Origin of the sequence: Clostridium sp. C105KSO13 (assembly GCF_001517425.1) — a bacterium.
GTDB lineage: Bacteria > Bacillota > Clostridia > Lachnospirales > Lachnospiraceae > Muricomes.
Genome location: NZ_FBWL01000007.1, coordinates 1 through 453 on the forward strand (window position 1 = coordinate 1; position 453 = coordinate 453).

The 453-nt window shown below is 41.7% G+C and carries 1 protein-coding gene; it reads right to left on the minus strand.

The annotated features are described in order from the left end of the window. Window positions 1-177: 177 nt before the first annotated feature. Window positions 178-453: transposase (locus tag BN3456_RS00015; protein WP_089981932.1), on the minus strand; the 276-nt coding region annotated here is incomplete at its 5' end.

Sequence of the window (453 nt, forward strand, 5' to 3'; positions counted from 1 at the left end):
CTTGAGTTTCCGCAAAATGTAATTTCAAAAGAGATAACTTCTTCTAAAGTACCAATCTGTCCTATTTTTGAAAAAAATGAAAAGACAGTATTGTGAATAGAGGTACTGAAATAAGCCCCGCCGGAACCGGACTTTAGGAGAATTATTCTTTTATGCCCAATGGGGCAGACCCTCTATCTAAGCGACCAGCTTAAAGCAAAGTTGACGGTATGCCGGACGTTTTGTCCGAAACCAGAGTCTGACGCCCTCTTTCGCATACGACAGTATGCCTGAGATGCCTTTTGCCAATCGGTAATAGCAGAAGAAAACTTTTTCCTTGATGGGATCTGCCGTTTTTATGATTGAAACCTTGAGTGCATTTGTCTCTTCTTCCATTGAGATCAAGGCCAGAAACGCCATGCATAAGGTGATATAAAAGTTAAGTGCATTGATTGCACAAAGCTTCCGTACGCG